Source organism: Streptantibioticus ferralitis, from assembly GCF_029223525.1.
Lineage (GTDB): Bacteria > Actinomycetota > Actinomycetes > Streptomycetales > Streptomycetaceae > Streptantibioticus_A > Streptantibioticus_A ferralitis.
The window spans coordinates 1-24,622 of record NZ_JARHTQ010000001.1; the positions used below are offsets into that span (position 1 = coordinate 1).

Below are 24,622 nucleotides of genomic sequence, written 5' to 3' on the forward strand. Positions count from 1 at the left end.
GGGGGGTGGGGGCGGGGGGGGAGGCCCCCCGGGGCTAGGCCCTGGCGCCCCTAACCCCGTGTAGGGCCACCGAGACCGCGGCCTGGGTGATCGCGTCCGGGTCCTCGGCTGCGCCGAGTTCGATGCGGCGTACGGCGGCGTCGACGATGCCCTGGAGGAGCATCGCGGTCAGCCGGGGCTCTTCGTGGCCCAGGGCGCTGAGTGCCTCGACGACAATGGCGATCAGTCCGCCGTGCGCGGCGCGGATCTTCTCGCGTGCGCCCGCGTCGAGTTCGCCCGCCGAGATGGCGACGACCGCGCGGTGCCGACGGTCACCGACCAGGGCGAGCTGCTGCCGTACGTAGGCCTCGATCTTGTTCTCGGCCGTGTCGGCGGCTTCCATGGCCGCTTCGACTTCGGCGGCCCAGACGGGGAAGTCAGCGGCGCACAGTTCCTCGACGACGGCTGCCCGGGAGCGGAAGTACTCGTAGACGGAGGAGCGTGCGAGGCCGGTGCGTTCGGCGAGGGCGGGGAACGTCAGCGCCTCCGTACCGCCCTCGGACAGCAGGGAACGCGCGGCGTCCAGCAGGGCGCTGCGCTGCATCGTCCGGTGCTCGGCCACTGAGGCCGCTCGAATCCTGGGCACCCCACCACTCTACGGACAGCGGCCCTCGGTGGGGTCAGCAGCGTCCGACATCTGCCAGTTTGGCGCGCAGCTGAAGTACCGACTTGGTGTGGATCTGGCTGACTCGGCTCTCGGTGACGCCCAGGACATGGCCGATCTCGGCGAGGGTGAGGCCCTCGTAGTAGTAGAGGGTGACCACGGTCTTCTCGCGTTCGGGGAGGGTGTTGACCGCGCGGGCCAGCAGTCGGCGTAGTTCGCGGTCTTCGGCCACCTCGACGGGATTGTCGGCGGCGCGGTCCTCCAGGGTGTCGACCAGGCTCAGCCGGTCGCCGCCTTCGGTGCCGACGTACAGCAGTTCTTCCAGCGCGACGACGTTGGCGAGTGAGAGCTGGCCGAAGATGGTGTGCAGTTCCTCGACGGCGATGTCCATCTCGGTGGCGACTTCGGCTTCGGAGGGCGTGCGGTGGTATTTCGCTTCGAGGGTCGCGTAGGCGCGTTCGACGGCGCGCGCTTTCTGGCGTACGGAGCGGGGGATCCAGTCGAGTGCCCTGAGTTCGTCGATCATGGCGCCGCGGATTCGACTGATGGCGTAGGTCTCGAACTTGATGGAGCGTTCGGGTTCGAACTTCTCGATGGCGTCGATGAGTCCGAAGACGCCGGAGGAGACGAAGTCGGCCTGTTCGACGTTGGGCGGCAGGCCGACGCTGACCCGGCCGGCGACGTACTTCACCAGTGGCGAGTAGTGCAGGATCAGTTGCTCGCGCAGTCGTGCCTCCCCGGTGGCCTTGTAGGAGCGCCACAACTCGTCCAGTGCGGTGGGGGCGGCGGTCTGCGCGCGCGGCGGAACTCCGCGGTCGTCGGTGGCCGCGGTCGCGCGGTCAGGCCCGGAGGTGTGCTGGGGCATGCGTCGCCTTGAGCCGTTCTGCCGTGACGTTGGTGGGGATTCGGGTCTCCGCGAGCGTAGCGTGAGCTGAGCGTCGCGTAGTGCTACGACGTTCGGGTGAGCCTCACGCAGATACGTTCCGCCATTTGGGGGTCAGGGCTTGGAGTCTCTTTGCCCTTTCCTTCCATGGATGTTGCGCATTAAAGCGTTCAGCGGTCATGTCCCTAACCTCGCCATCGGGTCGCCCCAGGTCAAGAACCTTCCTGTCACCTGATGGTGTGTTGACCGGGTCACCGGATCCGGGGTGTACCACCCTCTCGGGCGGCGGTGGTCAGCCGCCAGCGGGTGCCATGGCGCTCGACGTAGCCGAGCGCCTGGAGTTCGTGGAGTCTGCCGGCGGCTTCGTCGACGCCGGTTCCCGCGGTGCGGGCGATGTGTGCGGTGTCGGCGTCGCCTTGGCCGGGCAGCCCTTCGAGTACCGCGGCGGTCGCGGGTGTCAGGAGGTCTCGGGGCAGTACCGGGCCCCGGCGTTCGGGCGCGAGGTCCTCGCCGATGCTGCCGACGAGTTCGATGATGTCCGCCGCGTCGGTGACCAGTTGGCCTTCTTCGCGTAGGAGCTGGTGGACGCCGGCTGACAGTCCTGAGGTGACCGGGCCTGGTACTCCCATGGTGATGCGGCCGAGCGCGGTCGCGCGTCGGGCGGTGATCAGTGAGCCGCTGCGTAGTTGGGCCTCCACGACCACGGTGCCCCGGGTCAACGCGGCGATGACGCGGTTGCGTTGGATGAAGCGGCTTCGGGTGGGGTGGTCACCGGGGGGCAATTCGGCGAGGGTCAGGCCTTGTTGGGTGATGCGCCGGATCAACTCGGTGTTTCCGCGTGGATAGGGGATGTCCACTCCGCAGGCCATCACCGCGATCGTCGCTCCCCCGGCGGCGAGCGTGCCCCGGTGTGCGGCGCTGTCGATACCGTGGGCGGCACCGGAGACCACGGTCCAGCCGGCTTCGGCCAGGTCGGCGGCGAGGGTCGCGGCCATGTGTGTGCCGTAGTCGCTGCAGGCCCGGGCGCCGACGACGGCGACGGAGCGCAGTGCCCAGGGGCGTAGCGTGGGGTGGCCGACGGCCCACAGTCCGATGGGGCGTTGGTCGCCGAGGTCGTCGAGTTGGCTGGGCCAGTCGGGGTCGGTTGGGCAGATGAAGCGTCCGCCGAGTGCTTCGATGGTGGCCAGGTCGGGGTCCGGCCGCGCGTGTTGTCCGCGTAGTCGGTATCCGGCGGCGCGGGCGTTGCTGATGCCGGGTGGTGGCTCTTGGGCGGTGAGCATGCGCAGGGTTTCGGTGGGGCCGTGTTCGCGGAGCCATCGGCCGACGGTGGGGTCGCCGGGCTCGGCGATTCTGGTGAGTGCGGCGCGCGCCCGGCGTTCTTCGGGCCGGGTGGTGGCGGTGGCCGGTTCGGTGGTCATGTGCCGCTCCCTACGGTGGCCGGTACTCCGCGGTATACGCCGGTGCGCAGTTGGAGTGCTTGTCCTACGTCGTCGTAGTCGGGTCGGTCGTGGCCGGCCAGGTCGGCGACGGTCCAGGCGACGCGTAGGACTCGGTCCAGGCCGCGTGCGGTGAGCAGGCCGCGTTCCATTTCGCGTTCGACGTCGCGCATGGCGCCGGTGCGTACTCTCCAGCGGGTGCGTAGTTCGTGTCCGGGGACTTGGCTGTTGGTGTTCCAGGGCAGGTCTTGGTAGCGGGTGGCGGCTCGCTTCCTGGCTGTGTGGACTCGTTCGGCGACCTGTGCGGTGGTCTCGCCTCCGGTTCCGTGGCTGATCAGTTCGGAGCGGGTGACGGTGTCGACGGTGACGCGTAGGTCGACGCGGTCGAGCAGCGGGCCGGAGAGTCGGGCTTGGTAGCGCCGTACTTCGTTGGGTGTGCACTGGCAGCCGCCGCCGAGGATGGCGTGGCGGCCGCAGGGGCAGGGGTTGGCGGCGAAGACCAGCAGGAACTTGGCGGGTAGCCGCATCACGCCCGCGCTGCGGGCGACGACGACATGGTCGGATTCGAGGGGTTGGCGGAGGGCTTCCAGTACGCGGGTGCTGAATTCGGGGGCTTCGTCGAGGAACAGCACGCCGTGGTGGGCGAGCGAGACGGCTCCTGGTCTGGGGAGTCCGGTGCCGCCGCCGACGATGGACGGCATGGTGGCTGAGTGGTGCGGGGCGCAGTAGGGGGCTGTGTCGATGTGGGGTTTGCCGGGCGGGAGGATTCCGGCGATGGAGTGGACGGCGGTGACTTCTAGGGCCTGTTGTGCGGTGAGGGGTGGCAGGAGTCCTGGGAGTCGTTCGGCGAGCATGGTCTTGCCTGCGCCGGGTGGTCCTGACAGGTAGAGGTGGTGGCTTCCGGCGGCGGCGATTTCCAGGGCTTTGCGGGCCAGGGGTTGTCCGGCGACGTCGGCGAGGTCTGGTGGGCGTTGGCTGCGGGTGGTGCCGAGTCCTAGTCCGAGGCCGAGTCCGGGGAGGGTGAGGCTTGCGCTGATGGTGTCGGGGCGTTTGTCGCCGTCGTCGGGTTCTTCGTCGGGGACGGGTTCGTCGTTGAGTGCGGCGATGAGTTGTCGCAGGCTGCGGACGCCGAGTACGGCGATGTCGGGTACCAGGGAGGCTTCGGCGGCGGCGCGTTCGGGGACGACGACGTGGCGGTATCCGGCGTCGGCGGCGGCGAGTACGGCGGGCAGGACGCCGCGTACTGGCCGTACTCGTCCGTCGAGGCCGAGTTCGCCGATCATCATCAGGTCGGCGATGGCGGCGGGTCCGATGCGTTCCGCGGCGGCGAGTACGGCGCAGGCTACGGCGAGATCGAAGCCGCTTCCGCTTTTGGGTACGGACGCCGGGCTGAGGCCGACGGTGAGTTTTTTCTGCGGCCAGGTCTCGCCGCTGTTGACGAGGGCTGCGCGGACGCGGTCTCGGCTTTCCGAGAGGCTTTTGTCGGGCAGTCCGACGAGGGTGAACGCGGCTACGCCGGGTTCGAGGTCGGCTTGGACTTCGACGACCACTCCTTCGACGCCGACGAGGGCGACGGAGCAGGTGCGGGCGAATCCCATCACGCCACCCCGCGTACGTGTTCGAGGCGGGCGGCGCCGCGTTCGGGGACCAGGACGCCGATGAGGTCGATGCGGACGCCGCCTGGTGGTGGTCCGCCGTGTTGGGCGAGCCAGTGTTCCGCGAGGTGTCGTAGCCGCTGTGCTTTGCGTGGTGTCATGGCGGCCATGGGGTGTTGGTAGGCGTCGCCTCTTCGGGATTTGACCTCGCAGATCACCAGGCAGTCGCCGTCGGCGGCGACGATGTCGATCTCTCCTGCGGTGCATCGCCAGTTGCGGGCGAGGACGGTCAGGCCGGTGTGGGTGAGGCGACGGGCGGCGAGGTTTTCGCCGTAGTGGCCGAGGGCTGTGCGGGCGTTCATGGGTACCACCTCCGGGTCCGACTGTGGCGGTTCCGGAGACGGTCAGATGATCTTGAACGGATTCTGTGGGTTACTGGCCGGTTGTGGACAACTCCACCACCCGCGAGAGTGAGATCAGGAGGGTGAGGTCAGGGGGTCAGCGGCGATCCGCACGATCGGCTGCAGTTCGCGGTGGCGGCACCTCAGGATGTCGGGGGCGACAGTGGCCGTCAGGCGTTGAAGCCGGATTCGTCGGACGGCAGATCGAGGTCGCTCTTGTTCAGCTCCTCGATGTTCACGTCCTTGAATGTCAGCACCCGCACCTGCTTGACGAAGCGAGCCGGCCGGTACATGTCCCACACCCAGGCATCGGCCATCGACACCTCGAAGAACACCTCGCCCTGGACCGAGTGCACCTGCATCTCGTAGTCGTTGGTCAGGTAGAAGCGCCGCTCGGTCTCGATCACGTATTTGAACAGCCCGACGACATCGCGGTACTCCCGGTAGAGCTTCAGCTCCATCTCGGTCTCGTACTTTTCGAGGTCCTCGGCGCTCATGGCATGTTCCCCTTCAGCGGTACGTTCCCCCGCCGTCTTTCAGTCGCGCTCCGTCTCCAGGAGCAGCGGCGACGGCGGAGGCCCCTCATCAAGCAGCCTACGCAGCAGCTCGGCGAGCCTGGTCGGATACACCGTCTCACGGGTGGCGAGCAGTTCCTCGCAGGTCCACCAGCGCAGTCCGCGCACGCTGCGCCGTTCCAGCTCCGTATGCCCCTGGGTGTGCGGCTCGGCGGCGTGGGTGCGGCCCAGGTAGTACCACTCGTCCTGCTCCCAGCGCCGACCGTCGAAGTCGAACGCGCACGAGCGCTGCCACACTGCCGGGCCCAGCCGCACGGACGTGATGCCCGTCTCCTCCGCCACCTCGCGTAGCGCGGCGGCTCGCAGGCTCTCCCCCGGCTCGACCCCGCCGCCGGGGGTGAACCACCAGGTCGTGGCAGGGTCGGCGGGCTCGAAGCCGTGCAGCAGCAGGATCCGGTCCGCCGGATCGAGCAGGATGACGCGGGCCGCCCGGCGCGGCTGCCCAGCCGATCCGACCGCTGCCGCCCGCTCGGCCTCCGGCTCGCTCACCGGCTCACGCTCGGGCCAGGACACGCCGCCGCTCCGCACGCTTGCGCCGTCGGCCCGCGATCGGCCCGTACGCCGCGCCGCCGAGGATCAGCACGACTCCCGCCGTGACCGCCGAGGCGATCCAGGTGATCGGGCCGGGCTGCGAGACGCCGCCGGGCAGGGCGGCGAAGGAGCCCGGGCGGGTCACCTCCTTCAGCTGGCCGAGCGGCCAGACGGTGGCGTCGACGCGGGCGGCGACCTCGCTGCTCGGCACGGCTCCGTGGTCGCCGTCGGCCAGGTGCACCCGGGAGTCCATGGAGACCTGGCGGTTGTCGCCGAGCATGAACAGCTGGCCGCGCGGGACGGTGGTGGCCGGAATCGGCGCCTGGCCCTGCTGCAGCAGATACGGTTCGCCGATCGGGGCGCCGTTCACCGTCAGCCTGCCCTGCTTGTCGCAGCAGGCGATCTTGTCGCCGCCGACGCCGACGACCCGCTTCACGATGGGTTCATTGCCCCACTGCGGGTCGTTGAACACGACCACGTCACCGCGGCGTACCTCGTCGCCCTTGATCCGCTGCGCCAGCACCCGGTCGCCGGGGTTGACGGTTGGCTGCATCGAGTCGGTGGGCACGGTATAGGGCCGGTAGACGATGGCGCCCCAGACGAATCCGCCCAGGAACAGCAGACAGCCAAGGGCCACCGCCAACCCGGACAGGACGGTGCCCAGGCGGCCGCTGCCGCTGTTCGCGTGGGTATCCCGGCTGCTCATGGGCGGCACCCTACCGGGCGGTACCCATGGCGGTCAGCAGTCCTTCCGCTGCTTTTTGATCAGGCGGCGGCGACGCAGCAGCACCAGCGGAACCGCGCCCGCCAGCCCGGCCGCCGCGGGGACGGCTCCTGCGGCGCTGTTGATGCCGGGCTGGTTGAACGTCGAGGGAATCGGCAGCGTGCTCCAGCGGGTGACCGGCCAGGCGACCACGATGGCGCGGCCGACGACCTGGTTGACCGAGACCGTGCCGCCGCCGGGCAGCATCTGGTGGTAGCGCGAGTCCAGCGAGTCCTGGCGGTGGTCGCCCATGACCCAGATGCGGTTCGGCGGGACCTTGATCGGGCCGAACGGCTTGTCACCGCAGGGGGTGTTGCCCGGGAAGATGTACGGCTCGTCGAGCGCCTTGCCGTTGACCACGACCGGCCCGGTGCCCTTGCACTCGACCGTGTCACCGCCGACCGCGATGACCCGCTTGATCAGGTCCTTCTCCTCGGCGGACGGCATCAGGCCGATGAAGCTCAGCACCTTCTGGATGCCCGAGGCGACCGGATTGGTGGTGGTCGGCGGGTTCTCCTCGAGCCAGCCGCCCGGGTCGTGGAAGACCACGACCTCACCGCGCGACGGCTTCGAGCCGAACCACGGCGTCAGCTTGTCGACCAGCACCCGGTCGCCGACCTGCAGCGTGTTCTGCATCGACTGGGACGGGATGGAGAAGGCCTGCACCAGGAACGTCTTGATGATGAGGGCGAGGACCAGTGCGATGCCGATGAGGATCGGCAGCTCCTTCCAGAAGGAGCGCGGCTTCTTCCGCTCGCTTCCGCCCGCCCGGGCACCGGACTCCTGCTCGCGCCTGCCCCAGCTCCACCGGCCGCCGGACGCACCCGCTCCGCCGGAGCCGCCGGTGCCGTCCGAGCCCTGCTCGAACCGCCGCATACCGTCCTCGTCAGGGGACTTGCCGAGATTCACCGCCGTCGCCTCTTCCTCGACGGCGCCGACCGATGGGCCCTGCCCTTCGGGCTCGCCGGGTCCGGACCGTGCGCCGACCACCAGGTCCCCCACTTCCACTCCTCACTCCGCGCCACAGCCTGCTCCGCGCGCGATGCAGGCCCATCACTCCCATAACGAGCGGGAGTTCCGCAGGAGTCGGGAGTTGGACCATTCCTTGCCGATTATTGGCCTTCCGCAGGGCCGCCGTCCCGTCGGCGCCCGCGTTGGGCACCGATGCGAACGTTCCTGGTTCGGGCAGCGTCCGCCAGTGTGAGAAGGGCCAGGCGATCACGAACGCCCTGCCCACCACCTGGCTCTCGGCGACCGTACCGCCTCCGGGCTCGTCCATGTGGTAGCGCGAGTCGGCCGAGTTGCTGCGGTGGTCGCCCATCACCCACAGCCGCCCCGAGGGGACGGTGAGGCTGAACCGGATCTGCGACGGCGGGTTACCGGGGGCGACATACGGCTCGTCCAGCGCCTTTCCGTTGACCGTGACCCGGCCCCGGGTGTCGCAGCAGGCGACCTTGTCGCCGCCGACCGCGATCACCCGTTTGATCAGGTCCTGCTCGTTCGCCGCCGGGAGCAGGCCGATGAAGGTGAAGAACTCCTTGACCTGCTTCACGCCCGCCGGGTCCGGCTTGGGTTTGGGCTCGCCGTCCAGCCAGTGTCCGGGGTCCTTGAAGACCACGACGTCGCCGCGCTGCGGTTTCGACCCGAACCACGGGGTGAGTTTGTCGACCAGCACCCGGTCGCCGATCTGGATGGTCTCCTCCATCGATCCGGAGGGGATCACGAAGGCCTGCACCAGGAACGTCTTGAGGACCAGGGCGATCAGCAGCGCGACCCCGATAAGGATCGGCACCTCCTTCGCCGCCGACCTGCGGCGCCGCCGCTTGACCCGCTTGGCGGCGCGCCGCCGCTCCGCCCGGCCCGGTGATCTGGGTACGTCGCCGCGCACCGTTCCCGCGGTGTCGGCGGCCGCGCGGTGGTGCCCGTAGCGGGGGCGGCCGCGGTTACCCATGCGCACCGTCCGCAGCCATGTGCGTGGGCGGCGGTACGTGGGCGAAGCCCGTCGGGCGGTGCAGTGTGCGCATCCGGCCGAACGGCCAGCCGATCCAGTCGGCGCGTCCGATCACCTGGTCCACCGGGACGGTGCCGCCGCCGGGGTCGCCGAGGTGGTCGCGTGAGTCACGCGAATCGCTGCGGTGGTCGCCCATGACCCATAGCTTCCCCGGCGGCACCACGATGTCGAACGGCACCTGGGAGGGAACGTCGCCGGGGTACAGGTAGTCCTCCTCGACCGGCTGTCCGTTCACCATGATCCTGCCCTGCCTGTCGCAGCATGTGACTCGGTCGCCGCCCACCCCGACCACGCGCTTGATGTAGTCCGTCTCGTCCGGCTGTGCCAGCCCGGCCATGCTGCCCACGGTGCGCAGCAGATGGGTCAGCGGGTTCTCCGACGGCGGGTCCTGGACGAAGGATCCGGCGCCGTCGAAGACGACAACGTCGCCGCGCCGCGGTTGGTTGCCGAAACGGTACGCCAGCTTGTTGACCACAACCCGGTCGCCGACCTTCAAGGTGTTCTCCATCGATCCGCTGGGGATCAGGAAGGGCTGCACCAGCAGGGCGTTGACCAGGGAGAGCACGCCGAGGCAGACGACGCCCAGCAGCGCGGCTTCCTGCCACAGGGGCAGCCCGTCCCACCAGTCGCGGAGGGCGCGGAGGGCGCGGAGGCGGACGCGGAAGCCGCGCGGGCCGGAAACGGCGAAGCGCGACCGCCCGATCCGCCCCCGAAGGGGGGATGAGCTGTCGCGCTCCACGTCACGTTGTGCTTCGGTGTCCATCGGGCGCAGAGCCTATCCGGCTCGGCTGTGCCCGCTGGCACGAGTCCACCGCGAGTGGATCACCTGGCGGCGATCCGTCGCGGCGGGCGCGCGAGACTCAGCTCTCGCGCTTCTCCTTGATCTTGGCGGCCTTGCCGCGCAGCTCACGGAGGTAGTACAGCTTGGCGCGGCGGACGTCACCGCGGGTCACCAGCTCGATCTTCTCGACGATCGGGGTGTGCACCGGGAAGGTACGCTCCACGCCGACGCTGAAGCTGACCTTGCGGACGGTGAAGGTCTCGCGGATGCCGGAGCCCTGGCGGCGGATGACGACGCCCTTGAACTGCTGCACGCGGGAGCGGTTGCCCTCGATGACGCGGACGTGGACGTTGACGGTGTCACCCGGGCGGAAGCTCGGGATGTCCTCGCGCTTGGACTGGGCGTCGACGGCGTCGAGCAGGTGCGACATGGTGCTCTGCTTTCTTCGCTGATGCCACAGGTCATCAGCGGTAGGTAGGAATGAGGTTTCTGGTGCCGCTTCGCCGTCCGGGCGTCGTTCCCCCTGTGGCAGGGGCGCACGGCGGGCGTACAGCAGCGACCTATTGTTCCACGGGCTCGGCCGCTCGCCCAAATCGCCCGTCCGGGCCCTGCACCCAGCCCAGCTCGGCGAGGAGTTCGCGGTCGCGCTTGTCCAAGGCGGCGGGGTCGCAGCGTTCGATCAGGTCGGGCCGGTTTGCGCAGGTGCGGCGGAAGGCCTCGTCCCGCCGCCAGCGGGCGATCTTCCCGTGGTGGCCGCTGACCAGCACTTCGGGGATGTCCCGGTCCCGCCATACCGGCGGCTTGGTGTAGACCGGGCCTTCCAGCAGGTTGGCCATGGCGCCGGGGGCGAAGGAGTCGTCGCGGTGCGATTCGGCGTTGCCGAGCACTCCGGGCAGCAGTCGCGCCACCGCCTCGGTGATGACCAGCACCGCGGCCTCACCGCCGGCGAGTACGTAGTCGCCGATGGAGACCTCGTGCACCTCCCACCGCTCGGCGTAGGCGTCGATCACCCGGCGGTCGATGCCTTCGTAGCGGGCGGGCGCGAAGACCAGCCATGGCTTCGCCGACAGTTCGACGGCGAGTTGCTGGGTGAAGGGGCGCCCGCTGGGTGTCGGTACGACCAGCACGGGGGCGGCCGGCTCCGTGTCGGACGCGCCGGAAGCCTCGATGGCGTCCAGCGCCTCGCCCCACGGTTCGGGCTTCATGACCATGCCCGGTCCGCCGCCGTACGGGGTGTCGTCGACGGTGTTGTGCCGGTCGTGCGTCCATTCCCGCAGGTCGTGTACGCGTACGTCCAGCTGGCCGCGGGCGCGCGCCTTGCCGACCAGCGAGACGTTCAGCGGTTCGAGGTACTCGGGGAAGATCGTGACGACGTCGATCCGCATCAGGCTTCTTCCCGGTCGCGCTTGCTGTCGATCTCCGCCTCGCCCTCGTTGAGCAGGCCGGGTGGCGGGGTGATGACCGCGCGCTGCAGTTCCAGGTCGATGTCCGGAACGATGTCGGCGACGAACGGGATCAGCACCTCGCTGCCGTCCGGTCGCTCGACGACCAGCAGGTCCTGGTACGGCAGGTGGGAGATCTCGGTGATCCGGCCGACGGCGGTGCCGTCCTCGGTCACCACGTCCAGGTCGATCAGCTGGTGGTCGTAGTACTCCTCGGGGTCCTCCGGCGTCTCCTGCGGGTCGACGTCGGCGATCAGCAGCGTGTTGCGCAGCGCCTCGGCGGCGTTGCGGTCGGTGACGCCCTCGAAGCGCAGCAGCAGGCGGCCGCTGTGCACCCGGCCGGTCTCGATGGTCAGCGGGCCGGTTGCCGCCGGGTCGGTGGCGAGTACGGCGCCGGGCGCGAGCCGCAGCTCGGGCTCGTCGGTGCGCACCTCGATCGTGACCTCGCCCTTGATGCCGTGGGCGCGGCCGATCCGGCCGACTACGAGCTGCACGTTGTCACCTCCCGGTGAGGGTATGGCTTGGCGGTTTCGGGGGGTTGCTCCCCGCGCCCCCACTCAATTCTGGGGGCAGGTCCCGGATCACCGGCAACGGCTCGGGCCGGGGCGGCCGTAGCCGTCCCGGCCCGAGCCGGTGTTGGGGTTTGCCGGGGGCGTCCGCCCCCGAAGAAGCCCGGTCTGCTCAGCGGACCTGGTCCACGTCGACAAGGTCGACACGGACCCCGCGGCCGCCGAGGGCACCGACGACGGTACGCAGGGCGCGCGCGGTGCGGCCGTTGCGGCCGATCACCTTGCCGAGGTCGTCCGGGTGGACCCGGACCTCGAGTACGCGCCCACGGCGCAGGTTGCGCGAGGCGACCTGCACATCGTCCGGGTTGTCGACGATGCCCTTCACGAGGTGCTCAAGAGCCTCCTCAAGCATGCTCAGGACTCGGTCGACTCGGCGGTGGACTCGGCCTCGGCAGCCTCGTCCGCCTTCTTCTCGGCCTTCTTCGCCTTCGGGGTGATCGCCTCACCCTTCGGCTCGTCCTTGGCCTCCTTGGCGGCGGCCTCGAAGAGGGCGCGCTTGTCGGCCTTCGGCTCGGCGACCTTCATCGGGGCCGGGGCGGGCAGGCCCTTGAACTTCTGCCAGTCGCCGGTGACCTTGAGGATGGCGAGGACCGGCTCGGTCGGCTGCGCGCCGACACCCAGCCAGTACTGCGCGCGCTCGCTGTCGAGCTCGATGCGCGACGGGTTCTGCACCGGGTGGTACAGGCCGATCTCCTCGATGGCCCGGCCGTCACGGCGGGTACGGGAGTCGGCGACGACGATGCGGTAGTGAGGCGAACGGATCTTGCCCAGACGCTTCAGCTTGATCTTGACTGCCACGGGAGTGGGTTCTCCTGGTTTTGACGTGGTTGGGCAGCGCGGATCGCCACGTGGGGTTGTGGGAGCCGGTTGCCCGACGGACGCGTCAGCCGAAGGAGAGAGGGGTCCTGCACGGCTGCCGAGTGCTCAGCGGACCATTCTGCCACACCGCGCTGCCACGTCGTGCCGCCGGTCCCCGCGCCGACGGCCGCCACGTCGCTGACGCCTCACGCCGCGCCGACCACCTCCGGGATGCGGAAGGGCTGGCCGCACGCGCCGCACATGATCGGCGCCTGTTCCAGTACGGACGGAACGACCCTGACGTTGCGCCCGCAGTCGCACACGGCCTTGACGCGTACGCCGCCGCCGGACGAGCCGTGCCGGGCGGCGGGGCCGCGGAAGGAGCGGCTGCTGTCGGCTGCGGTCGCCATGGTGTGGGCCTTCAGCGCACGCTGCAGCCGCTCGATCGTCGGCCGGTAGCGCTTTCTGGTGTCCGGGCGCATCACGACCAGCGAGAAGCCGCTGCTGGGATGCGGCTCCTCGGAGTGGTCCAGGCCCAGTTCGTCGGCGATCGCCAGGAACCGGCGGTTGTGGTAGCGGCCGGCGCGTGAGGTGTCACGTACGCCGCGGGCGGCGGCGATCCCGTGCACGGCCTCGTGCAGCAGCCTTTCGAAGGAGAGCTCCGTACCGCAGGCGGACGAGGACTCTCCGATCAGGGACTCGGGGGCGGCCAGGTCCGGCAGCTCGGGGTGGTGCCGTTGAATGTCGGCCCACGCGACTGCCAGCTCGGCGGCGAGAACTGGTGGTGTCGTGCTCACGTCGTGACAACGAGTAGACATGCCGGTGTGTTCCGATTCCGGGGCTATCCCAAATAATTTGCACGTACTCGTCAGTTCGGGCTCATGCATCCGACTGAGGGCGGGTGCGGACGTCTGTGGATGAGCTGTGCGTCCATAGAACAAGCCGGGGCGTACTGCTGCGACGGGCCCAGGAGATGACTCCCCTGGAAATCGCAGTAGTACGCCCCGTTTGGTTCGTGTGCGCGCTATGTACGGGCTGGTGTGCCCGTTTGTGACAGACCCCGTGTGGTCAGCGCGGGGCCACTTCTGGCTCGGTGCGCCCGGCTCAGTACGCCCGGGCGACCAAGGCGACGGTACCGGGTGCGTCGTCCGACTGCGGCACCGACCCGTCCTCTGCCACCAGGCAGCGGACGGTGACGCTCTGCTCGGCGAGCTTGGCCTCGCCTTCCGGGCCGAGCTTCGACCACGGGATGCGGGCCCAGCCGGTCGACGCCGCCTCGGCGGCCTCCTCGACGGTGTCGACGTCGGCGGTACGGGCCTTGCGCCGGTCACGGGACTGCTGGAGCAGCAGCGCCTGGTCCTCCTCCAGCAGCTTCGGCAGCAGCGCGGCCAGCGCGTCGAGCGCGACCGGCTCCTTGCCGCCGGGGATCCGGCGGGCCAGCATGGCGGTGCCGTTCTCCAGGTCGCGCGGGCCGACCTCGATGCGCACCGGTACGCCCTTGAGCTCCCAGTCGACGGCGCGGCGGCCGAAGGGGGTGTCGGTGCGGTCGTCCACCTGCACCCGTACGCCTGCGGCCTTGAGCTGGTCGCCGATCTCCCGCACCTTGGCGATCACCGCGTCGTCGCCCTTGATGGCGAGCACCACGGCCTGGACGGGCGCCAGGCGCGGCGGGACGCGCAGGCCGTTGTCGTCGCCGTGGGACATGATCAGTCCGCCGACCATGCGGGTGGACACGCCCCAGGAGGTCTGCCAGACCAGTTCCTGCCGGCCGTCCTTCGACAGGTACTGGGTCTCGAAGGCCCGGGCGAAGTTCTGGCCGAGCTCGTGGCTGGTGCCCATCTGCAGGGCCTTGCCGTCGCCCATCATCGCTTCGAGGGTGAGGGTGTTGATCGCACCCGCGAAGCGCTCCTTGGCGGTCTTGCGGCCCAGGACCACGTCGATGCCGAGGACGTTGGTCATGAAGTCGCCGTAGACGTCGCTGTGGATGCGGGCGGCGTAGTCGCGCGCGTCCTCGTAGCCGGCGTGCGCGGTGTGGCCCTCCTGCCAGAGGAACTCGGTGGTGCGCAGGAAGACGCGCGGGCGCATCTCCCAACGCACCACGTTCGCCCACTGGTTGATCAGCAGCGGCAGGTCGCGGTAGCTCTGCACCCACTTGGAGAAGTACTCGTTGATGATCGTCTCGGAGGTCGGCCGGACGACCACCGGCTCCTCGAGGTCCTTGCCGCCGGCGTGCGTGACGACGGCGAGCTCGGGGGCGAAGCCCTCGACGTGCTCGGCTTCCCTGGTCAGGTAGGACTGCGGGATGAACAGCGGGAAGTACGCGTTCTGCGCGCCCGCGTCCTTGATCCGCGCGTCCATCTCCTGCTGCATCCGCTCCCACAGCCCGTACCCGTACGGTCGGATGACCATGGTGCCGCGCACCGGCCCGTTGTCGGCCAGCTCGGCCTTGTTGATCAAGTCCTGGTACCAGCGGGGGAAGTCGTCCGCCTGGGGGGTGAGAACGGGAGCCTTTGCCATGGCGCAGATCGTACGGGGAGGGCGCGCCTGAGCGTGAATCGGCTGCTCCCCGGGCTCGGGGTGCGCGCCGTACGCGGGCTCCGGGATACGGCGAAGGGGGCGCACGGAGGGCGCGTTCAAGCGCTCCTGCGTAGCCTCTGGACTACGGACGGGAAGCGGAGTTCCCTGGCTTGCGGGGGATCTCGCGTACGACGTGAGGCGCAATGCGGGGGCACTCGACGACGACTCGCTGGAATGAGGCCGCTCGATGACACCCATGCTCGTTTCCTCCGCGCCCGGGCTGACCGGACGGCCGGAGCGCACCGATGGCAGCGCGCGTGACTGGGCCGAGATCCAGGAGCGGATGCTGGTACCGCTGTACGAGGCCGTGTACGAGCGGCTTGAGGTCGGACCGCAGACCCGACTGCTGGGGGTCGGCTGCGGTGCGGGACTGGCGCTGCTGCTGGCCGCCGCGCGCGGCGCGGCGGTGACCGGCGTGGACCGGGACGGGCGGCGGCTCGCGCTGGCGCGCGAGCGGCTGCTGCCCGCGCCGCAGTGGGGTGCGCGGCGGTCCGGTTACGGGCAGGCGCGGCTCGCCCTTGGGGGTCCGGAGTGCGCGGCGGCGCAGTGCGGGTCCGCGTTCACGGTGGTGACGGCGTTCGATCCGACGCTGCCCGCCGAGTGGCTGGTGCTCGCGCTGCGGTCGGCGGCCGGGCTGGCGCGGCGGGGTGCGGCGGTGGTGCTGGCCGGTTGGGGGCCGCCGGAGCGGTGTGCGACGGCGCATGTGCTGCGGGTCGCGGAGCGGCTGGCGGGGCTGGCGGAGCCGGTGCGGGTGAGTGCCCGGGATGATCTGGAGGAGCGGGCGCACGACGCCGGGCTGCGGTTGGACGGTTCGGGGCGGGTGGCGTGCCCCTTCGCGTACCCGGACATGGACAGCGCGGTGCGCGGGCTGGTCTCCACCGGTCTGTTCGACACGGCGATCGAGGCGACCGACCGCCCGCAGGTCGACAAGGAACTGGCGGAGGCCCTCCATCGGTACCGCCGCCCGGATGGCACGGTGCGGATGGAAAACGTCTTCCGCTATGTGGTCGCCCGGGTCTGAGGCCCGGACGACACCCCTCTCGAAGCGTCGCGGTGGGTTCGGCACCGCCGGTCCACGGCGTCGTGGTCGCTCGCCATCACGGCGGGAGATCATCAGGCCGCCCGGCCCGGCACGGACGCTCCCGTCGCGACGCGGATTTCGGCTCGCCGCGGACGGCCTCGACGGGGGGACTGCCCGGTTCGGCGCCGCCGGTCCACGGCGTCGTGGTCGCTCCCGGTCGGGGCGGAAGATCTTTGCCGTCCGACCCGGCAACCGCCCGTTCCCGCCAGAACGCGGCCCTCGGCCCGCCGCGGAGGCCGCATCGGGTCACGGCCGGTTCGGCGCCGCCGGGGTCCACAGCATCGCGGCCGCTGCCCGGAAACCGTCCGCCGCGACGGCGGGCGGCGCCCGCGGCGGAGCCCGGCGGAAACAGGCAGCGCGCGACCCCCATCAGCACGCGACCCACGGGGTTGCCCACCGCACAGCGGGCCACCCGGCCCGGAATCCGGAACGATCACGGAGGACTGTCCGCCGCCACGGCGAGCCCCCGAAGGGCGGAGCCGGGCGCAACCCGCTGGAAGGCCGCACCCGGTGGGCCGGGCGGGCCCGTGGGGCTAGTTGTCCGGGCGGTCCGGGCGCGGGATGCCCGCCGTCCGGTACGCCTCGGCCTCCTCCGGTGTTTCGCGTTCCAGCAACGCCTTGGCGAGGGCGTCGAGTTGGGCGCGGTGGGCGGTGAGGAGCCGGCACGCCTCCTCGTAGCACTCGTCGACGATGCGCCGCATCTCCGCGTCGACGGCGTCGAGGGTGGCGGGTGCGGCGGCCAGACCGTAGGCCTGCTGGGCGTCCTGCGGGAGGGCGGTGAGCGGGCCGATGCGTTCGCTCATGCCCCAACGGGCGACCATGCCGCGCACGATGTTGGTGACCGGTTCCAGGTCGCGATGTTGCCCGCGCCGAGCTGTTTGCTGAACTCGGTGTACGAGATCGACTGGCTCGTCGGGCCGCCGAAGAACGACAGCAACGCGTCGGTGATGAGGAAGACTGCGAGGGCGGTCAGGATCATGCCGCCCCAGCCACCCATCCGACGGCGCGGCCGCTGCGGCGGGGGCGCGCCCTCCGACCGCCACGGCTGATCCGGGCTCTGTCGGGGCGGTACGGGGTTGGTCACGCCCCGACCATACGTACAGGCAGTGACAGGTGCCGGGACCCGCATCCGGAACGTGCGCGACCGCGGGGGGTCACAGGCCGGGCCACTCCTCGGCGGTGAGCGCGAACCGCTCGTGGTCCCGCCAGGCGTCGTTGATGTAGAGCATGCGCGGGGAGAAACCTTCGTGCCGGAACCCGAGCCGCTTGGCCAGCGCGATGGAACGGACGTTGTCCGGCTGGATGTTGATCTCCAGCCGGTGCAGCGCCAGACCGTCGGGGAGTTCGCTGAAGCACCTGTCCACCACCTGCCGCATGCCCTCGGTCATCCGTCCGGTGCCCGCGTACGGCAGGTACGAGTCATAGCCGAGCACACCGTTGCGGAACCGGGCGCGCACGATGTTGGTCACGTTGCACTTGCCGACGATGCCGCCGTCCGCGCCGTCGATCACGAGGAACGTCTGCAGCGACGGGCCCTGGTTGCGCAGCAGTTCGGGGAACCCGTCCGGGTCGACCGGGTTCCACGCGCCGATGTGCTCGGCGGACCGCACGACGGCCTCGGCGTAGGCCGCCGCGTCCGATGGCCGGGGCGGCCTGATGTGCACGCGCATGGTGTTCTCGTGCGGCACCCGGTCAGCCCATGAACTTCTTGAACTCGTCGGGCAGTTCGAAGCCCTTGCCGTCGTTGTCGGCCGGGAGCCCGAACGCGCCGCCTGCCTGCTGCTCCCGGCGGGCGGCTGCCGCGGCCTCGTCGGCCTTGCGCTTCATCGGGTTGCCACTGCGCTGCTTGCCCTTGGCGGGCTTGGCCTTCTTCTTTCGGGCCGCGCCGCCCCCCATGCCCGGCATCCCCGGCATGCCCGGCATCCCCGGCATGCCGCCGCCTTGTGCCATCCGCGACATCATCTTGCGGGCGTCGAAGAACCGCTCGACGAGGTTCTTGACGGCGCCGACCTCGACACCCGAGCCCCTGGCGATACGGGCCCGCCGCGAACCGTTGATGATCGTCGGGTCGGTGCGCTCGGCCGGGGTCATCGACTTGATGATCGCGGCGGTGCGGTCCACGTCCCGCTCGTCGAGGTTGTTGATCTGGTCCTTGATCTGGCCCATGCCGGGCAGCATGCCGAGCAGCTTGGAGATGGAGCCCATCTTGCGGACCTGCTCCATCTGCTGGAGGAAGTCGTCGAGGGTGAACTCCTTGGGGCCCTTCGCCAGCTTGGCCGCCATCTTCTCGGCCTCGGCCTGGCTGAAGGTCTGCTCGGCCTTCTCGATCAGCGAGAGCACGTCGCCCATGCCGAGGATGCGGGACGCCATGCGGTCCGGGTGGAACGCGTCGAAGTCGTCCAGCTTCTCGCCGTTGGAGGCGAACATGATCTGCTTGCCGGTGACATGCGCCACCGACAGTGCGGCACCACCGCGCGCGTCGCCGTCGAGCTTGGAGAGCACCACGCCGTCGAAGCCGACGCCGTCGAGGAAGGCCTGCGCGGTGTTGACCGCATCCTGGCCGATCATGGCGTCGAGGACGAAGAGGATCTCGTCGGGGCTGACCGCGTCGCGGATGTCCGCGGCCTGCTCCATCATCTCCTGGTCGATGCCGAGGCGGCCCGCGGTGTCCACGATGACCACGTCGTGCTGCTTGGTGCGGGCGTAGTCGATCGAGTCCTTGGCGACCTTCACCGGGTCGCCGACGCCGTTGCCCAGCTCGGGCGCGTAGACCGCGACGCCGGCGCGCTCGGCGACGACGGCCAGCTGGTTGACCGCGTTCGGACGCTGCAGGTCGCAGGCGACGAGCAGCGGGGCGTGCCCCTGGCCCGCCAGCCAGCGGCCGAGCTTTCCGGCGAGGGTGGTCTTACCGGCACCCTGCAGACCGGCCAGCATGATCACGGTCGGCGGGGTCTTGGCGAACCGCAGTCGGCGGGTCTCGCCGCCGAGGATGCCGATCAGCTCCTCGTTGACGATCTTGATGACCTGCTGTGCGGGGTTCAGCGCCTGCGAGACCTCGGACCCGAGTGCCCGCTCCTTGACCTGCTTGATGAACGCGCGGACCGCGGGAAGGGCGACATCCGCCTCCAGCAGCGCGATGCGGATCTCGCGCGCGGTGGCGTCGATGTCCGCCTCGGACAGGCGGCCCTTGCCCCGGAGGTTCTTGAAGGTCGCTGCGAGGCGATCGGAGAGAGTGTCGAACACGGCGTCGCGGGTCCTCGTGTCGGGGGCGGGCGGATATCGCCCTCCAGGGTATCTGGCCCGTCCAGGTCCGGTCTCCATCGCGGTGCGAGGCCGCTTCGCGGCTGGATCTTCAGACGGCGGCGCATATGCGCGTGGGACAATGACGGCGTCGTCGAACGCCGAGGAAGTGATCATGTCGATCCTGGACGACCTACGTGCCAACCCGCACGCGGACATCAAGACCGAGGGCTACGTCATCGATGTCGTCGACGGAAGGGTGATCATGACCCCCCAGGGGCCTGACCGGGACGACACGATCTTCGATGTCCGCAGCCAGATCCGCGATCAATACGGTAAGTCCGTGAAGACCGCGTCGGATGTCTTCGTCGACTTCCCCGGCGAGACCTCCTTCGCACCAGACGTCGCCATCCTCGACGCGGACGCCGTACGGCACGGCAACAGGTACGTGTGCACGAACGTTCTGGCCGCGGTTGAGTTCGTCTCGGTTGAGAACGACGTGAACGACTACGTGACGAAGGTGGCCAAGTACGGCCGCTTCGGCATCGCCACGTACTTGATCATCGACCCGTTCAAGCAGGTGTGCACACTCCTCGAAGGCCCGACGCCCACGGGATATGCCGAGCGCACGGAAATCCCCTTCGGCGAGCATGTGGAACTGCGCCTCGCGGACGGCCGGAGCATCGACATCGACACCAGCGATTTCCCCGATCGCAAGGCCAAGTAGGCCAGCCCTACCGCAACGCCCCCTCCACCTCCCGGGCCACCTCGGCCGCCCGGTCCGGCGGGAGGGGTGCGCCGTCCGCGCCCACCACGTAGAACGCGTCCACCGCGTTGGCGCCGAGGGTGCTGATCCGGGCCGAGCGCACCGCGACCCCGCTCGCGTCCTCCAGGGCGCGGCCGATCCGGTGCAGCAGCCCCGGCGCGTCCTGCGCCCTGACCTCGATCACGGTGGCCACCTCCGAGGTGCCGGTGGCCACCGTCACCCTGGGCGGCGGGGCCGGGACGCCCCTGCGCCGCGGGTACGCGGCCTCGCGCTCCGCCAACCGGGACTCGATGTCCAGGGAGCCGTCGAACGCCCGCGCGAAGTCGGCACGCAGCCGCGCGACCTCCGGCAGCGAGCCGAACTCGGCCGCGACCCGCCAGCTCAGCAAGGTCACAGGTCCCGCCCCGATCGGGTCCGCGGTCCGCAGATCCGCCGCCCGCACCGTCAACCGGTGCAGCGCCAGCACGCCCGCCGCCGCGGGCAGCAGGCCCGGGCGGTCCGGCACCGCCAGCAGCAGTTCCACGCCGACCGGCTCGGTGCCGTCCTCCGTCACCGGCTCCGACTCGGCCTGCAGCGCCACCACCGGGCCGCCGGTGCGGGCCGCCTCGACCGCAAGGCGCTCCTCCTCGGCCGAGGTCTCCCGGGTCGGCGTGCTGGGCGGCGCTCCGCCGGCCAGCACGCCCGCCACCCGGCGCACCAGTTCGGCGACGAGCGACGCCCGCCAGGCGCTCCACGCCGCGGGGCCGGTGGCGAGCGCGTCGGCCTGGGTCAGCGCGTGCAGCAGGTCGAGGCACTCGGTCGACCGCACCGCCTTCGCCACGGACTCGACGGTGGCCGGGTCGTCCAGATCGCGCCGGGTCGCCGTTTCGATGAGCAGCAGATGGTGCCGTACCAGCAGGGCCAGCGTGTCGGCGTCGGTGCGGCCGAAGCCCAGCCGGGCGGCCACGTCCCGGGCGATGACCTCGCCCGCCGTCGAGTGGTCGCCCGGCCAGCCCTTGCCGATGTCGTGCAGCAGCGCGGCGATCAGCAGCAGATCGGGGCGGCTGACGTGCCGGGTCAGCGACGACGCCTGGACGGCCGTTTCGACGAGGTGGCGGTCAACCGTCCAGCGGTGTACGGGGTTTCGCTGCGGACGGCACCGTACCCGCTCCCAGTCCGGCAGCAGCCTGGTGATCAGGCCCTCGGCCTCCAGCGCTTCCCACACCGCCACCGTGGCCTCGCCCGCGCCGAGCAGCGTGACGAGCTGCTCCCGCGCCTCGGCGGGCCAGGGCACCGGCAGCGGGTGCGCCGCGGCGGCCAGCGCCCGTACCGCGGGCAGCGAGATCGGCAGGCCCGCCTGGGCGGCGGCGGCCGCCGCGCGCAGCGGGAGCACCGGGTCGCGTTCCGGCCTGGCGGTACGGGCGAGCACCGCCTCGCCCTCCTGCTCGACGACGCCCTCGGCGAGCGGCATCCGCTCGGCGCTGACCGGTTCGGTTCGGCCGCGGGTGAGGAAGCGCTTACGGGGCCGCGCCGACCGTGACCGCAGCACCCGGCCGACCGCGCGCCAGGTCACATCGCTCGCGTACGCCACCGTGCGCGCCGCCTCGTACACCTGCCGCAGCAGGGTGTCGGCGTCCAACACGCCCAGCCAGTCGGCGACTTGGTCCTGCTCCTGCAGGCTCAGCCGGTCGGTGGACCGGCCGGTGACCAGGTGCAGGGCGTCGCGGGTGTCGAGCAGCCGGGTACGGGCTTCGGCCAGGCCCTCGCGCGGGGCGTCGGCCAGCCAGGAGGCGGCGACGGCGCGCAGCACGGTGGCGTCCCGCAGTCCGCCGCGCGCCTCCTTCAGATCGGGTTCCAGCAGATAGGCCAACTCGCCCTGCCGGGCGGCCCGTTCCAGGCACAGTTCGTGGAGTTCGGGCAGCCGTTTCGGCGCCTGTGCGCGCCAGTCGCCGAGTACGGCGGTGCGCAGCGAGGCGGTGAGCTCCGGGTCGCCCGCGATGTGGCGGGCGTCGAGCAGGCCGAGCTGCACCTTGAGATCGTCCTCGGCCGTTTTGCGGGCCTCGGCCGGGGTGCGCACCGAGTGGTCGAGGGCGAGGCCCAGGTCCCACACCGGGTACCAGAGGCGGTCGGCGAGCGCGGAGACCTCGCCGGTGGTGGCCGACCCGTCGTGCAGCAGCAGCAGGTCGAGGTCGCTGCGCGGCGAGAGTTCGCCGCGCCCGTAGCCGCCGACTGCGACGAGTGCCGTACCGGCGTGCGGGGTGGGGAAGAGTCCGGCGAGCCACTGGTCGGTCAGCTCGGCGAGCCTGGCACGACGCGACGGTCCCGGCTGGCCCTCCTCGTTGAGCAGGGCCAGCCGGGCCGCCGCGTAGCCGACACCGGGCGACCGTGCGCCCTCCGGTACACGGTGGGGGGTCCCGGAGGTCTCCGGGACGGCACGGTCGGTCATACGGTCTCCCAATGCCAAGCGCGGTTCCGCATCGTCGCAGCTGAGTGGTCTACGGCGGGCCGGTCTACAGGGCGTCGGGGCCGCGCTCGCCGGTCCGTACCCGGACCGCCGTGTCGACGGGGACGCTCCACACCTTGCCGTCACCGATCTTTCCGGTTCGCGCCGCCTTCACCAGGACCTCGATCAGTCCGTCGGCGTCCGCGTCCTCCACCAGGACCTCTATGCGGATCTTGGGCACGAGGTCGATGGTGTACTCGGCGCCCCGGTAGACCTCGGTGTGGCCGCGCTGCCGGCCGTATCCGCTGGCCTCGCTGACGGTCAGGCCCTGCACTCCGAAGTCCTGGAGGGCGGCCTTGACCTCGTCAAGGCGGTGCGGCTTGATGACTGCGCTGATGAGTTTCATACGTCCACCTTCGACTGTGCGGCCTCGGAGGGGCTCTCGCTCTTCTTACCGGTGGTGGCCTTGCTCTCGGCGGCCACCGGGAGTCCGCCGATCCGGGCGCCGGAGCCGACACCGGCGAAGTCGTAGCCGGTCTCGGCGTGCTCCGCCTGGTCGATCCCGGAGACCTCGTCGTCCTCACTGACCCGGAAGCCCATCACCAGATCGATCACCTTGGCGAGGATCGCAGAAACCACGAGCGAGTACAGCAGGACACAGATGACACCGACGGCCTGCTTGCCGAGCTGCCCGAACCCGCCCCCGTAGAACAGGCCCTTGGCGGTCTGGCCGACACCACCGGTGGCGAACAGGCCGATCAGCAGCGAGCCGACGATTCCGCCGACCATGTGGACGCCGACGACGTCCAGGGAGTCGTCGAAGCCGAGCTTGAACTTCAGTCCGACGGCCCAGGCGCACAGCACACCGGCGATCACGCCGACGGCGATCGCGCCCATCGGGGAGACCGAGCCGCAGGCCGGGGTGATGGCGACCAGTCCGGCCACCGCGCCGGAGGCGGCGCCGAGGGTGGTGAAGGAGCCGTGCCGGATCCGCTCATAGGCGAGCCAGCCGAGCATGGCGGCGGCGGTGGCGACCTGCGTGTTGGTGAACGCGACAGCCGCGACGCCGTCAGCGCCCAGCCACGATCCCGCGTTGAAGCCGAACCAGCCGAACCACAGCAGTCCCGCGCCGAGCATCACCAGCGGCAGGTTGTGCGGCCGGAACGGGTCGCGCTTGAAGCCGACCCGCTTGCCGATGACGAGGATGACACCGAGCGCCGCCGCACCCGCGTTGATGTGGACGGCGGTACCGCCCGCGAAGTCGATCACACCCAGCTTGGCCAGCCAGCCGCCGGTGCCCCACACCCAGTGCGCCACCGGGAAGTACACGACGATCGCCCACAAGGTGATGAACAGCGACCAGGCGGTGAACTTGACCCGGTCCGCGAGCGCGCCGCTGATCAGCGCCGGAGTGATGATCGCGAACATCAGTTGGAAGACGGCGAACACATAGATCGGAATGCCGTAGCCGGGCCACAGCTCGGTGATCCCTATGTGGCGCATTCCGAGCCAGTCGGTGCCGCCGATGAAACCACCGTGGTCGGTGCCGAAGGCGAGGCTGAATCCGAACAGGGTCCACAGGATGGTGATGATGCCGAGGCTGATGAAACTCATCATCAGCATGTTCAGCACGCTTTTGACCCGGACCATGCCCCCGTAGAAGAAGGCGAGACCGGGGGTCATCACCATCACCAGTGCGGCGCTGACCAGCATGAACGCGGTATGGCCCGTGTCGAGAACGGGCTTGTCGGCAGCGAGCGTCGTCAGGATGCCAGTCGGCATCGGCGTCTCCTCGTCGTCGGTACGGCCCGTGCGGGCGGGGAGTGGGGGGAACTGAAAGGGCCGGTTATCGCCAAGAGGGTGGCGGAGCCGGGTTTCAGTCGCCGCAGCGCGGTGTTTCACCGTCGTGACGAAGATGGCGTGCGTGTTACGGCCCGGTGAACCGGTGCTCGCCGCTCATGGTGAACGCATTGCTCCGTATACCGGGTGCCACTGCGATTTCCGGGGTGTCCCGTGCGTTTCCCGGCGGGTCCCGGCGGGTCCCGGCGGGTCCCGGGCGGGGATACGGAACCGGCCGCGGCGGTTGCCCGTCGACCTGGCGGTGGGGG

At 70.4% G+C, this 24,622-nt stretch carries 26 protein-coding genes and 1 pseudogene; 2 read left to right on the forward strand and 25 right to left on the reverse strand.

The features are described 5' to 3' along the window. Positions 1-34: 34 nt before the first annotated feature. The 18 genes from P2L57_RS00005 to proS form a co-directional block, all read right to left on the reverse strand. On the reverse strand, positions 35-601 hold the full coding sequence (locus P2L57_RS00005; protein WP_275807535.1) for a TetR/AcrR family transcriptional regulator: 567 nt from the start codon (positions 599-601) through the stop codon (positions 35-37). Between the two features lie 58 nt (positions 602-659). Beyond that, on the reverse strand, positions 660-1,508 hold the full coding sequence (whiG, locus tag P2L57_RS00010; protein ID WP_275806226.1) for an RNA polymerase sigma factor WhiG: 849 nt from the start codon (positions 1,506-1,508) through the stop codon (positions 660-662). Between the two features lie 269 nt (positions 1,509-1,777). Next, positions 1,778-2,944, reverse strand: a complete 1,167-nt coding sequence (gene dprA, locus P2L57_RS00015; RefSeq protein WP_275806228.1) for a DNA-processing protein DprA — start codon at positions 2,942-2,944, stop codon at positions 1,778-1,780. After that, on the reverse strand, positions 2,941-4,560 hold the full coding sequence (locus tag P2L57_RS00020) for a YifB family Mg chelatase-like AAA ATPase (RefSeq protein ID WP_275806230.1): 1,620 nt from the start codon (positions 4,558-4,560) through the stop codon (positions 2,941-2,943). The genes dprA and P2L57_RS00020 overlap by 4 nt, the downstream gene beginning before the upstream one ends. Continuing rightward, entirely contained in the window at positions 4,560-4,919 is a 360-nt protein-coding gene (locus P2L57_RS00025; protein ID WP_275806232.1) for a YraN family protein, read from the reverse strand. The genes P2L57_RS00020 and P2L57_RS00025 overlap by 1 nt, the downstream gene beginning before the upstream one ends. A 209-nt stretch (positions 4,920-5,128) precedes the next feature. Then, entirely contained in the window at positions 5,129-5,455 is a 327-nt protein-coding gene (locus P2L57_RS00030; RefSeq protein ID WP_275806234.1) for a DUF2469 domain-containing protein, read from the reverse strand. Positions 5,456-5,494: 39 nt separating this feature from the next. Beyond that, positions 5,495-6,022, reverse strand: coding sequence for an NUDIX hydrolase (locus P2L57_RS00035; protein ID WP_275807538.1), 528 nt, complete (start codon positions 6,020-6,022; stop codon positions 5,495-5,497). 4 nt (positions 6,023-6,026) lie between these two features. Next, positions 6,027-6,770 (reverse strand): signal peptidase I, encoded by a 744-nt coding sequence (lepB, locus tag P2L57_RS00040; protein ID WP_275806236.1) that lies wholly within the window; start codon positions 6,768-6,770, stop codon positions 6,027-6,029. A gap of 33 nt (positions 6,771-6,803) precedes the next feature. Then, the gene (gene lepB, locus P2L57_RS00045; RefSeq protein ID WP_372515578.1) at positions 6,804-7,820 is read right to left on the reverse strand and encodes a signal peptidase I; all 1,017 of its coding nucleotides are present in this window, start codon (positions 7,818-7,820) and stop codon (positions 6,804-6,806) included. Then, on the reverse strand, positions 7,714-8,778 hold the full coding sequence (lepB, locus tag P2L57_RS00050) for a signal peptidase I (RefSeq protein ID WP_275806240.1): 1,065 nt from the start codon (positions 8,776-8,778) through the stop codon (positions 7,714-7,716). The genes lepB (P2L57_RS00045) and lepB (P2L57_RS00050) overlap by 107 nt, the downstream gene beginning before the upstream one ends. Beyond that, complete coding sequence (gene lepB / locus P2L57_RS00055) at positions 8,771-9,601, reverse strand: signal peptidase I (RefSeq protein ID WP_275806242.1); 831 nt, start codon at positions 9,599-9,601, stop codon at positions 8,771-8,773. Before lepB (P2L57_RS00055) ends, lepB (P2L57_RS00050) begins: the two co-directional genes overlap by 8 nt. Positions 9,602-9,698: 97 nt before the next feature. Then, a complete protein-coding gene (gene rplS, locus P2L57_RS00060; protein ID WP_275806244.1) occupies positions 9,699-10,049 on the reverse strand; it encodes a 50S ribosomal protein L19 in 351 nt (116 codons plus the stop codon). A 130-nt stretch (positions 10,050-10,179) separates the two neighbouring features. Beyond that, complete coding sequence (gene trmD / locus P2L57_RS00065) at positions 10,180-11,004, reverse strand: tRNA (guanosine(37)-N1)-methyltransferase TrmD (protein WP_275806246.1); 825 nt, start codon at positions 11,002-11,004, stop codon at positions 10,180-10,182. Further along, a complete protein-coding gene (gene rimM, locus P2L57_RS00070) occupies positions 11,004-11,555 on the reverse strand; it encodes a ribosome maturation factor RimM (protein WP_275806248.1) in 552 nt (183 codons plus the stop codon). Before rimM ends, trmD begins: the two co-directional genes overlap by 1 nt. Positions 11,556-11,742: 187 nt before the next feature. Next, entirely contained in the window at positions 11,743-11,982 is a 240-nt protein-coding gene (locus P2L57_RS00075; RefSeq protein ID WP_255932252.1) for an RNA-binding protein, read from the reverse strand. 2 nt (positions 11,983-11,984) lie between these two features. Then, positions 11,985-12,428 (reverse strand): 30S ribosomal protein S16, encoded by a 444-nt coding sequence (rpsP, locus tag P2L57_RS00080; RefSeq protein WP_275806252.1) that lies wholly within the window; start codon positions 12,426-12,428, stop codon positions 11,985-11,987. A gap of 206 nt (positions 12,429-12,634) precedes the next feature. After that, positions 12,635-13,225, reverse strand: a complete 591-nt coding sequence (locus P2L57_RS00085) for a hypothetical protein (RefSeq protein ID WP_372515555.1) — start codon at positions 13,223-13,225, stop codon at positions 12,635-12,637. 307 nt (positions 13,226-13,532) lie between these two features. Further along, positions 13,533-14,945 carry a proline--tRNA ligase gene (proS, locus tag P2L57_RS00090; protein ID WP_275806255.1) on the reverse strand — a complete coding sequence of 471 codons (1,413 nt, stop codon included), beginning with the start codon at positions 14,943-14,945 and terminating at the stop codon, positions 13,533-13,535. Positions 14,946-15,192: 247 nt separating this feature from the next. Here proS and P2L57_RS00095 point away from each other — a divergent pair, with 247 nt between their 5' ends. Beyond that, positions 15,193-16,026, forward strand: a complete 834-nt coding sequence (locus P2L57_RS00095; RefSeq protein ID WP_372515556.1) for an SAM-dependent methyltransferase — start codon at positions 15,193-15,195, stop codon at positions 16,024-16,026. A 593-nt stretch (positions 16,027-16,619) separates the two neighbouring features. Here the strand turns inward: P2L57_RS00095 and P2L57_RS00100 are convergent. From P2L57_RS00100 to ffh, 4 genes and pseudogenes are all read right to left on the reverse strand, one after another. Then, a pseudogene (locus P2L57_RS00100) lies at positions 16,620-16,952 on the reverse strand (M41 family metallopeptidase); the annotation flags it as partial. Beyond that, on the reverse strand, positions 16,886-17,170 hold the full coding sequence (locus tag P2L57_RS00105; protein ID WP_275807657.1) for a hypothetical protein: 285 nt from the start codon (positions 17,168-17,170) through the stop codon (positions 16,886-16,888). The gene P2L57_RS00105 and the pseudogene P2L57_RS00100, both read right to left, overlap by 67 nt. Before the next feature lie 70 nt (positions 17,171-17,240). Then, the gene (locus tag P2L57_RS00110) at positions 17,241-17,756 is read right to left on the reverse strand and encodes a GNAT family N-acetyltransferase (RefSeq protein ID WP_275807544.1); all 516 of its coding nucleotides are present in this window, start codon (positions 17,754-17,756) and stop codon (positions 17,241-17,243) included. 22 nt (positions 17,757-17,778) lie between these two features. Next, a complete protein-coding gene (gene ffh / locus P2L57_RS00115; RefSeq protein ID WP_275806257.1) occupies positions 17,779-19,329 on the reverse strand; it encodes a signal recognition particle protein in 1,551 nt (516 codons plus the stop codon). Between the two features lie 172 nt (positions 19,330-19,501). Between ffh and P2L57_RS00120 the strand changes: the two genes are divergently transcribed. Further along, positions 19,502-20,053, forward strand: a complete 552-nt coding sequence (locus P2L57_RS00120) for a Uma2 family endonuclease (RefSeq protein ID WP_275806259.1) — start codon at positions 19,502-19,504, stop codon at positions 20,051-20,053. 7 nt (positions 20,054-20,060) lie between these two features. Here the strand turns inward: P2L57_RS00120 and P2L57_RS00125 are convergent, their stop codons facing one another. The 3 genes from P2L57_RS00125 to P2L57_RS00135 form a co-directional block, all read right to left on the reverse strand. After that, on the reverse strand, positions 20,061-22,517 hold the full coding sequence (locus P2L57_RS00125; protein ID WP_275806261.1) for a [protein-PII] uridylyltransferase: 2,457 nt from the start codon (positions 22,515-22,517) through the stop codon (positions 20,061-20,063). A 64-nt stretch (positions 22,518-22,581) separates the two neighbouring features. After that, positions 22,582-22,920, reverse strand: a complete 339-nt coding sequence (locus P2L57_RS00130) for a P-II family nitrogen regulator (protein WP_275806263.1) — start codon at positions 22,918-22,920, stop codon at positions 22,582-22,584. Then, the gene (locus P2L57_RS00135; protein ID WP_275806265.1) at positions 22,917-24,296 is read right to left on the reverse strand and encodes an ammonium transporter; all 1,380 of its coding nucleotides are present in this window, start codon (positions 24,294-24,296) and stop codon (positions 22,917-22,919) included. Before P2L57_RS00135 ends, P2L57_RS00130 begins: the two co-directional genes overlap by 4 nt. Positions 24,297-24,622: the final 326 nt, after the last annotated feature.

Coding starts and splice junctions, on each gene's coding strand:
- whiG (WP_275806226.1), bottom strand. CDS start 1,508: ATGCCCCAGCACACCTCCGGGCCTGACCGCGCGACCGCGGCCACCGAC.
- dprA (WP_275806228.1), bottom strand. CDS start 2,944: ATGACCACCGAACCGGCCACCGCCACCACCCGGCCCGAAGAACGCCGG.
- P2L57_RS00020 (WP_275806230.1), bottom strand. CDS start 4,560: ATGGGATTCGCCCGCACCTGCTCCGTCGCCCTCGTCGGCGTCGAAGGA.
- P2L57_RS00025 (WP_275806232.1), bottom strand. CDS start 4,919: ATGAACGCCCGCACAGCCCTCGGCCACTACGGCGAAAACCTCGCCGCC.
- P2L57_RS00030 (WP_275806234.1), bottom strand. CDS start 5,455: ATGAGCGCCGAGGACCTCGAAAAGTACGAGACCGAGATGGAGCTGAAG.
- lepB (WP_275806236.1), bottom strand. CDS start 6,770: ATGAGCAGCCGGGATACCCACGCGAACAGCGGCAGCGGCCGCCTGGGC.
- lepB (WP_275806240.1), bottom strand. CDS start 8,778: ATGGGTAACCGCGGCCGCCCCCGCTACGGGCACCACCGCGCGGCCGCC.
- lepB (WP_275806242.1), bottom strand. CDS start 9,601: ATGGACACCGAAGCACAACGTGACGTGGAGCGCGACAGCTCATCCCCC.
- rplS (WP_275806244.1), bottom strand. CDS start 10,049: ATGTCGCACCTGCTCGACGCCGTCGACGCCCAGTCCAAGCGCGAGGAC.
- trmD (WP_275806246.1), bottom strand. CDS start 11,004: ATGCGGATCGACGTCGTCACGATCTTCCCCGAGTACCTCGAACCGCTG.
- P2L57_RS00075 (WP_255932252.1), bottom strand. CDS start 11,982: ATGCTTGAGGAGGCTCTTGAGCACCTCGTGAAGGGCATCGTCGACAAC.
- proS (WP_275806255.1), bottom strand. CDS start 14,945: ATGGCAAAGGCTCCCGTTCTCACCCCCCAGGCGGACGACTTCCCCCGC.
- P2L57_RS00095 (WP_372515556.1), top strand. CDS start 15,193: ATGACACCCATGCTCGTTTCCTCCGCGCCCGGGCTGACCGGACGGCCG.
- P2L57_RS00110 (WP_275807544.1), bottom strand. CDS start 17,756: ATGCGCGTGCACATCAGGCCGCCCCGGCCATCGGACGCGGCGGCCTAC.
- P2L57_RS00120 (WP_275806259.1), top strand. CDS start 19,502: ATGTCGATCCTGGACGACCTACGTGCCAACCCGCACGCGGACATCAAG.
- P2L57_RS00125 (WP_275806261.1), bottom strand. CDS start 22,517: ATGACCGACCGTGCCGTCCCGGAGACCTCCGGGACCCCCCACCGTGTA.
- P2L57_RS00130 (WP_275806263.1), bottom strand. CDS start 22,920: ATGAAACTCATCAGCGCAGTCATCAAGCCGCACCGCCTTGACGAGGTC.
- P2L57_RS00135 (WP_275806265.1), bottom strand. CDS start 24,296: ATGCCGACTGGCATCCTGACGACGCTCGCTGCCGACAAGCCCGTTCTC.